Genomic DNA, 7598 nt, shown 5'->3' with positions numbered 1-7598 from the left:
GTGACGTCGTGGCTGATGTCGCGGATCGCGCGGATGGGGTTCTCCATGGTGAGGTCGCGCATCACCACGCCCTCCTCGATCATCCGCAGCACCAGGTCGCAGGAGGCGACCTTGAGCATGGTCGTCGTCTCGCTCATGTTGGAGTCCCCGACGATCACGTGGAGGCGGCGGAAGCGCTCGGCGTCGGCGTGCGGCTCGTCGCGGGTGTTGATGATCGGGCGGCTGCGGGTGGTGGCGCTGCTGACGCCCTCCCAGATGTGCTCGGCGCGCTGGCTCACGCTGTACGACGCCCCGCGCGGGGTCATCACGACCTTGCCGGCCCCGACCACGATCTGCCGGGTGACGAGGAACGGGATGAGGACGTCGGCGAGCTTGCTGAACTCCCCCGCGCGGCCGACGAGGTAGTTCTCGTGGCAGCCGTAGGAGTTGACGGCCGAGTCGGTGTTGTTCTTGAAGAGGTAGATGTCGCCGGCGATGCCCTCCTCGTGGAGGCGCTGCTCGGCGTCGAGCAGCAGGCCCTCGAGGATCCGCTCCCCCGCCTTGTCGTGGGTGACCAGCTCGACGATGTCGTCGCACTCGGGCGTGGCGTACTCGGGGTGGCTGCCCACGTCGAGGTAGAGCCGGGCGCCGTTGCGCAGGAAGACGTTGGACGAGCGACCCCAGCTGACGACCTTGCGGAAGAGGTAGCGGGCGACCTCGTCGGGGCTCAGGCGGCGCTGGCCCTTGAACGTGCACGTGACGCCGTACTCGTTCTCGATGCCGAAGATCCGTCGGTCCACGTGGTCACCCTACGGCGGTGCCGGGCACCTGGCCCGCACATCCGCGCCCCGTCAGGGCTGGGGGCCCGGATCGGCCGGGGGCGTGCCGGGCGGGGCTTGATCGCCCGGCGGACCCACCGGGGGCGCCACGGGAGGGGCGACCGGCGGCTCGCCCGTCACCGGGTCCTCGAGCGGCGGCACCGCTCCGGACACCTGGTCGGTCGGGTCGGCGGGGTCGTCCTGGCCGTTCTGGTGCGGCCCGGAGCCCGCGATGGTGTCCTCCGGGGACGCTGTCGCCGGCTCCGCGCTGCCCCGGACGCCGAGGATGTCGGCCAACCGTGCCTCGCGCAGCCGCAGGAACTTGCGCGGCTGCGACCGGGTGCGGTCGAGCGCGGCGACCTCGAGGTCGTCGACGGGGATGACCCGGTCGTCGCTCTCGCTGTGGCCGAGCGCGGCGACCGCGACACGCAGCGCGTCGTCGAGCGTGGAGCCCGCGACGTAGTGCTCGCGCAGGTGGCCGGCGACCACGTCGGCGGCCCCGCCCATCACGGCGAAGCCGTGCTCGTCGGCGACCTGGCCGTCGTAGGTGAGGCGGTAGAGCTGGTCGTCGGCCGCCGCGTCACCGATCTCGGCGACGAAGAGCTCGACCTCGTAGGGCTTCTCGCCACCGGCGGAGAAGATCGTGCCGAGCGTCTGGGCGTAGGCGTTGGCCAGGCCGCGCCCCGTCACGTCGCGGCGGTCGTAGGCGTAGCCGCGCATGTCGGCGAGGCGTACGCCGGCGATGCGGAGGTTCTCGAACTCGTTGTAGCGCCCCACCGCGGCGAAGGCGATCCGGTCGTAGATCTCACTGACCTTGTGCAGCGCCTGGGACGGGTTCTCCGAGACGAACAGGATCCCGTCGGCGTACTGGACCGCGACGACCGAACGACCGCGGGCGATGCCCTTGCGCGCGAAGTCGGCGCGATCCTTCATCATCTGCTCGGGCGAGACGTAGAACGGCATGGACATGTGGTGACTCCTACGTCAGGGGCGCGGCGGGACCGTCGGGGCGCTGCATCCGCGAGGCGATGATCCGGTCGGCGATCACGGACACCTCCTCGTCGGGCATGCGGTCGCCGCCGTCGGGCGTGATCACGTGGACGACCGGGAAGATCCGGCGGGTGATGTCGGGTCCGCCGGTGGCGGAGTCGTCGTCGGCGGCGTCGTAGAGCGCCTGCACGACGGCGGTGACCGTCTCCTCGGCGGTGAGGTCGTCGCGGTAGAGCTTCTTGAGCGAGCCGCGGGCGAACAGCGAGCCGGACCCCACCGAGTGGAACGCGGTCTCCTCGTAGCGGCCGCCGGTCACGTCGTAGCTGAAGATGCGGCCCTGCTCGGCGTCGAGGTCGTAGCCGGCGAAGAGCGGCACCACCGCGAGGCCCTGCATGGCCAGGCCGAGGTTGGCGCGGATCAGGGCGGCGAGGCGGTTGGCCTTGCCGTCCATCGAGAGCGTGGTGCCCTCGATCTTCTCGTAGTGCTCGAGCTCGGTCTGGAACAGCCGCACCATCTCCACGGCCAGCCCGGCGGCGCCGGCGATCCCGACCACGGAGTACTCGTCGGCCGGGAAGACCTTCTGGATGTCGCGCTGGGCGATGATGTTGCCCATCGTGGCGCGGCGGTCGCCGGCCATGACCACGCCACCGGGGAAGGTCGCCGCGACGATGGTGGTGCCGTGCGGGGCCAGGTCGGCGAGGTTGCCGGTCGGCAGCGCGCGGCGCGAGGGCAGCAGGTCGGGTGCCTGGACGCCGAGGAAGTCGGCGAAGCTCGAGGTGCCGGGCGTCATGTAGGACGTCGGCAGGCGGGAGTCGGCGCTCATGCGGGGTCCTTGACGAAACCGCGGCGAGGCGAGGACTTCGATGGGGTGGTCACTGGCCGCCCTTCTGGATGAACGACTTCACGAAGTCCTCGGCGTTGGACTCGAGGACCTCGTCGATCTCGTCGAGGATCGCGTCGACGTCCTCGTCGATCATCTCCTTGCGCTCGGCGACATCGCTCTCGACGACCTCCTCGGTCGCCGTCTCCTCCTGCGAGGACTTGCGCGGTTGCTTCTGCTCCTGGGCCATGTCACGACCCTAGCCGAGCACGACGAAGGAGTGCGCGGCGTGGGGCGGGAGGTTGAGCAGGCCCCGCGTCCGAGCCCGCGAGGACGCGACGGCGGGTCGAGCCCACGGCTGCCGGAGACCGGTCAGCGCGTGATCGCCGCGACCAGCGCCTGCGCGGAGTCGCTGCGATCGATCAGCTCACCCACGTGGGCACGGGTGCCGCGGAGCGGGTCGATGGTCGGCACGCGCTGCAGGGACTCGCGGCCGGGGAGGTCGAAGATCACCGAGTCCCACGACGCCGCGGCCACCGCGTCGGCGTACTTGTCGAGGCAGCGGCCCCGGAAGTAGGCGCGGGTGTCCACCGGCGGGTCGTGCATGGCCGCCTCGATCGTGGCGTCGTCGAGCAGGCGCTCGATCCGACCCGCTGCGGCGAGGCGGTGGTAGAGCCCCTTGTCGGGGCGTACGTCGGCGTACTGCAGGTCGATGAGGTGCAGCTTGGCGTCGTCCCAGGCGAGTTCGTCGCGGTCGCGGTACTGGTTGAGCAGCTTGAGCTTGGCGACCCAGTCGAGCTCGGCGGCGCACTCCATCGGGTCGCGCTCGAGCCGGGTCAGCACCGACTCCCAGCGCGCCAGGACGTCGACGGTCTGCTCGTCGGCGTCGGCGCCGTAGCGGTCCTCGACGTACTTGCGGGCGAGGTCGAGGTATTCCAGCTGCAGCTGTACGGCGGTGAGCCGGCGGCCGTCGCGCAGCGTGACGAGGTGGCGCAGGGTCGGGTCGTGCGAGACCTCGCGCAGCGACCTCACGGCGCCCTCGACGGCCAGGTCGCGGTCGATGAAGCCGTCCTCGATCATCGCCAGGACGAGCGAGGTGGTGCCGACCTTGAGGTAGATCGAGATCTCGGCGAGGTTGGCGTCGCCCAGGATGACGTGGAGGCGGCGGTAGACCGCGGGGTCGGCGTGCGGCTCGTCGCGGGTGTTGATGATCGGCCGCTTGAGGGTCGTCTCCAGGCCGACCTCGACCTCGAAGTAGTCGGCGCGCTGGCTGATCTGGAAGCCACGCTCGGGGGTGGCGTCGCGGCCGTCCTGGCCGATGCCGACCCGCCCGGCGCCGGTGACGACCTGGCGCGAGACGAAGAAGGGCGTCAGGTGCCGCACGATCTCCACAAAGGGCGTCGAGCGCCGCATCAGGTAGTTCTCGTGGGCGCCGTAGGAGGCACCCTTGTTGTCGGTGTTGTTCTTGTAGAGCACGATCGGCCTCGTCCCCGGGACCTGCGCGGCCATCCGCGAGGCGTCGAGCATGATCTGCTCCCCCGCCTTCTCCCAGCGCACCACGTCGAGCGGGGTGGTGACCTCCGGCGAGGAGTACTCCGGGTGCGCGTGGTCGACGTAGAGCCGCGCCCCGTTGGTCAGGATGACGTTGGCGAGACCGAGGTCCTCGTCGGTCAGCTGGCTCGGGTCGGCGATCTGGCGGGCCATGTCGAAGCCACGGGCGTCGCGCAGGGGCGACTCCTCCTCGAAGTCCCAGCGAGCCCGCCGCGCCCGCACGGTCGAGGAGGCATAGGCGTTGACGATCTGCGAGGAGGCCACCATCGGGTTGGCCGAGGGCTGCCCCTGGACCGAGATGCCGTACTCGACCTCCGTGCCCATCACGCGTCGTACGCTCATGACATGAGCCTACGGGTGTGGGACGAGCGCGTCGTGCCGCGGCTGACGGACCTGAGCCTGCGCGGCCACGAGGTGGGCGAGTGGCGCGAGGTCGCGTGCGCCGGGCTCACCGGGCGGGTCCTGGAGATCGGCTTTGGCAGCGGGCTAAACGTGCGGTGGTATCCCCCGGAGGTCACCTCGGTGACCGCCATCGAGCCCTCCGACCTGGGCTGGCAGCTGTCGGATCGGCGACGAGCGCGCTCACGGGTGCCCGTCGAGCGTGCCGGCCTGGACGGCCAGCTGCTCGACCTCCCGGACGACTCGCACGACAGCGCCCTCGTCACGTTCAGCCTGTGCACCATCCCCGACCCGCTCCTGGCGCTGCAGGAGGCACGCCGGGTGGTGCGCCCGGGCGGTCGGCTGCACGCGCTGGAGCACGGGCTCTCGCCCGACGAGCCCGTACGCCGGTGGCAGCGCAGGCTCGAGCCACTGCAGCGGGCTGTCGCCGGCGGGTGCCACCTGACGCGGGACATCCCCGGGCTCGTCGAGGCCTCCGGGTGGCGCGTCGAGGACGTCGAGCAGTCCTACCTCCTGGGCCCCGGCCTGTCCCGACCGTGGACCTACGGCTATCGCGTGCTGGCGGTCTGAGACCGCCGGTGCGTCAGCGTCCGCGACGCAGGAAGCCCGCGATGAACAGGACGATGACGACGATGACGACGATGATCAAAATGGTTCGCATTCCGCCAACCTAGCGCCCGCAGGCCCGATCCGCGCTCCTCCGAAGGGGTGTCGTGCCCGCCAGTGCGTCGACTAGCGGTCCTGGCGCCGTGAGCCGTTGACCGCGGCGGAGTGGGCGGCGTTGACGCCGACGATCCCGAGCCACGCCACCACCACGGCGGGGAGCCCGTTGTCGGTGGCCACCATCGGCACGATGGTGACGGGGACGCCGACCGCGAGGGAGATGACCCCGAGGGCGAACTGGCGGACCCGGCCGCCCGCCGCCTCCGACGTACGCCGCTGAGACAGCGCCACCTGCTCGGAGACCCGGCGATCCACGGCCCGCTCGATGCGCTCGGCGAAGCCGTCCACCAGCTCGGCGTCGTAGCGGGCGCCGAGCTCGCGACGCGTCGCCAGGGCGGCCTCGATGTCGCCGTGGCCCAGGTCGTCCTCGCGACTCACCGGAGCCTCACAGGTACTGGCCCGTGTTGGCGACCGTGTCGATCGACCGCCCCGGCTCGGTGCCTTGCTTGCCGGTGACGAGCGTGCGGATGAAGACGATGCGCTCGCCCTTCTTGCCCGAGATCCGCGCCCAGTCGTCGGGGTTGGTGGTGTTGGGCAGGTCCTCGTTCTCCTTGAACTCGTCCACGCACGCCTGGAGCATGTGCTGGACCCGGAGTCCGCGCTGGGCGGGGTTGAGGTCGCTGTCGAGGAAGTCCTTGATCGCCATCTTCTTGGCGCGGTCGACGATGTTCTGGATCATCGCGCCGGAGTTGAAGTCCTTGAAGTAGAGGACCTCCTTGTCACCGTTGGCGTAGGTGACCTCCAGGAAGCGGTTCTCCTCGGACTCGGTGTACATCCGCTCCACCGTCGCGCGGATCATCGCCGCGACGGTCGCCTCGCGGTCGTCGTTGAACTCGGCGAGGTCGACGCTGTGCAGCGGCAACGAGGAGGTGAGGTACTTGGAGAAGATGTCGCGCGCCGACTCGGCGTCCGGGCGCTCGATCTTGATCTTCACGTCGAGCCGGCCGGGCCGCAGGATGGCGGGGTCGATCATGTCCTCGCGGTTGGAGGCGCCGATGACCAGCACGTTCTCCAGCGCCTCGACGCCGTCGATCTCGCTGAGCAGCTGCGGCACGATCGTGTTCTCGACGTCGGAGGAGACACCGGAGCCGCGGGTGCGGAACAGCGAGTCCATCTCGTCGAAGAACACGATGACGGGGGTGCCCATCGACGCCTTCTCGCGCGCCCGCTGGAAGACCAGGCGGATGTGGCGCTCGGTCTCGCCGACGTACTTGTTGAGCAGCTCGGGGCCCTTGATGTTGAGGAAGTAGGACTTCCCCGACGCACCGGTGCGCTCCGAGACCTTCTTGGCGAGCGAGTTGGCGACGGCCTTGGCGATCAGCGTCTTGCCGCAGCCCGGCGGGCCGTAGAGCAGCACGCCCTTCGGAGGCTTGAGCTGGTGGTCCTTGAAGAGCTCCGGGTGGAGGTAGGGCAGCTCGACCGCGTCGCGGATCGCGTCGATCTGGGCGACCAGACCACCGATCTGCGAGTAGTCGATGTCGGGGACCTCCTCGAGGACGAGCTCCTCGACCTCCGACTTGGGCACGACCTCGTAGACGTAGCCCGCGCGCGTGTCGAGCAGCAGCGAGTCGCCGGCGCGGATGGTGACGTCCTCGGCGCGCAGCGGCTCGGCGAGGCGCACGACGCGCTCCTCGTCGGCGTTGGCGATCACCAGCGCGCGCTCGCCGTCGGCGAGGATCTCCTTGAGCATCACGACCTCGCCGATCTGCTCGAAGTCGAGCGCGGCGACGACGTTGAGGGCCTCGTTGAGCATGACCTCCTGGCCACGCACGAGGCCGTCGAGGTCGACGGCGGGGCTGACGCTGACCCGCAGCTTGCGGCCGCCGGTGAAGACGTCGACCGAGTCGTCGTCGTTGCGGGTCAAGAAGGTGCCGTAGCCGGCGGGCGGCTGCGCCAGCCGGTCGACCTCCTCCTTGAGGGTCGTGATCTGGTCACGGGCGTCGCGCAGGGTCTGCGCGAGGCGCTCGTTCTGGCCGGAGACGGCCGCCAGCGAGCGCTGGGCGTCCGCCAGCCGGCTCTCCAGGCCGCGGGCCTGACCGGGTACGTCGTCGAGGCGGCGGCGCAGGTCGGTGACCTCGGCCTCCAGATAGCGCACCTGAGTGGCAAGTTGCTCGCGTGTCGGTTCGGACATGGGCACCTCCTCCTCCGCTGGCGACACTACCCACTTGCTCGTGGGACGGAAGTGGATATCTCGCCGTGTTGATCACCGTTTCGCAACGGCGTGCCTGGGCCGGCTCTCGTTGCGATCCCGGGTACCCCGGAGAAGTGGAGGCGTCACCCCGAAACGTCGCGCCCGAGGTCGGCGCGCGCCTGAGCAC

8 protein-coding genes are annotated in these 7598 nt (G+C 70.4%); 1 reads left to right on the top strand and 7 read right to left on the bottom strand.

Features of this window, described 5'->3' with window-relative positions:
• From JWN97_RS10080 to dop, 5 genes are all read right to left on the bottom strand, one after another.
• A partial coding sequence (locus JWN97_RS10080; RefSeq protein WP_297621973.1) for a proteasome accessory factor PafA2 family protein occupies positions 1-779 on the bottom strand: 779 nt, incomplete at its 3' end.
• A 51-nt stretch (positions 780-830) separates the two neighbouring features.
• Positions 831-1766, bottom strand: coding sequence for a proteasome subunit alpha (gene prcA, locus JWN97_RS10075; protein ID WP_297621971.1), 936 nt, complete (start codon positions 1764-1766; stop codon positions 831-833).
• A gap of 10 nt (positions 1767-1776) precedes the next feature.
• The gene (gene prcB / locus JWN97_RS10070) at positions 1777-2610 is read right to left on the bottom strand and encodes a proteasome subunit beta (protein WP_297621969.1); all 834 of its coding nucleotides are present in this window, start codon (positions 2608-2610) and stop codon (positions 1777-1779) included.
• A 49-nt stretch (positions 2611-2659) separates the two neighbouring features.
• Positions 2660-2857 (bottom strand): ubiquitin-like protein Pup, encoded by a 198-nt coding sequence (locus JWN97_RS10065; protein WP_129475301.1) that lies wholly within the window; start codon positions 2855-2857, stop codon positions 2660-2662.
• Between the two features lie 122 nt (positions 2858-2979).
• Positions 2980-4500, bottom strand: a complete 1521-nt coding sequence (dop, locus tag JWN97_RS10060) for a depupylase/deamidase Dop (RefSeq protein ID WP_297621965.1) — start codon at positions 4498-4500, stop codon at positions 2980-2982.
• Between the two features lie 3 nt (positions 4501-4503).
• Between dop and JWN97_RS10055 the strand changes: the two genes are divergently transcribed.
• Positions 4504-5127, top strand: coding sequence for a class I SAM-dependent methyltransferase (locus JWN97_RS10055; RefSeq protein WP_297621963.1), 624 nt, complete (start codon positions 4504-4506; stop codon positions 5125-5127).
• A 162-nt stretch (positions 5128-5289) separates the two neighbouring features.
• Here the strand turns inward: JWN97_RS10055 and JWN97_RS10050 are convergent, their stop codons facing one another.
• Both JWN97_RS10050 and arc read right to left on the bottom strand, forming a co-directional pair.
• Positions 5290-5658 carry a hypothetical protein gene (locus JWN97_RS10050; RefSeq protein ID WP_297621961.1) on the bottom strand — a complete coding sequence of 123 codons (369 nt, stop codon included), beginning with the start codon at positions 5656-5658 and terminating at the stop codon, positions 5290-5292.
• A gap of 7 nt (positions 5659-5665) precedes the next feature.
• Positions 5666-7411: a proteasome ATPase gene (arc, locus tag JWN97_RS10045; protein WP_297621958.1), complete on the bottom strand. Its 1746-nt coding sequence runs from the start codon at positions 7409-7411 to the stop codon at positions 5666-5668.
• Positions 7412-7598: the final 187 nt, after the last annotated feature.

The organism is Nocardioides sp. (assembly GCF_025965415.1).
Taxonomy (GTDB): Bacteria; Actinomycetota; Actinomycetes; order Propionibacteriales; family Nocardioidaceae; genus Nocardioides.
This window is presented reverse-complemented; position numbering and strand designations above follow the sequence as displayed.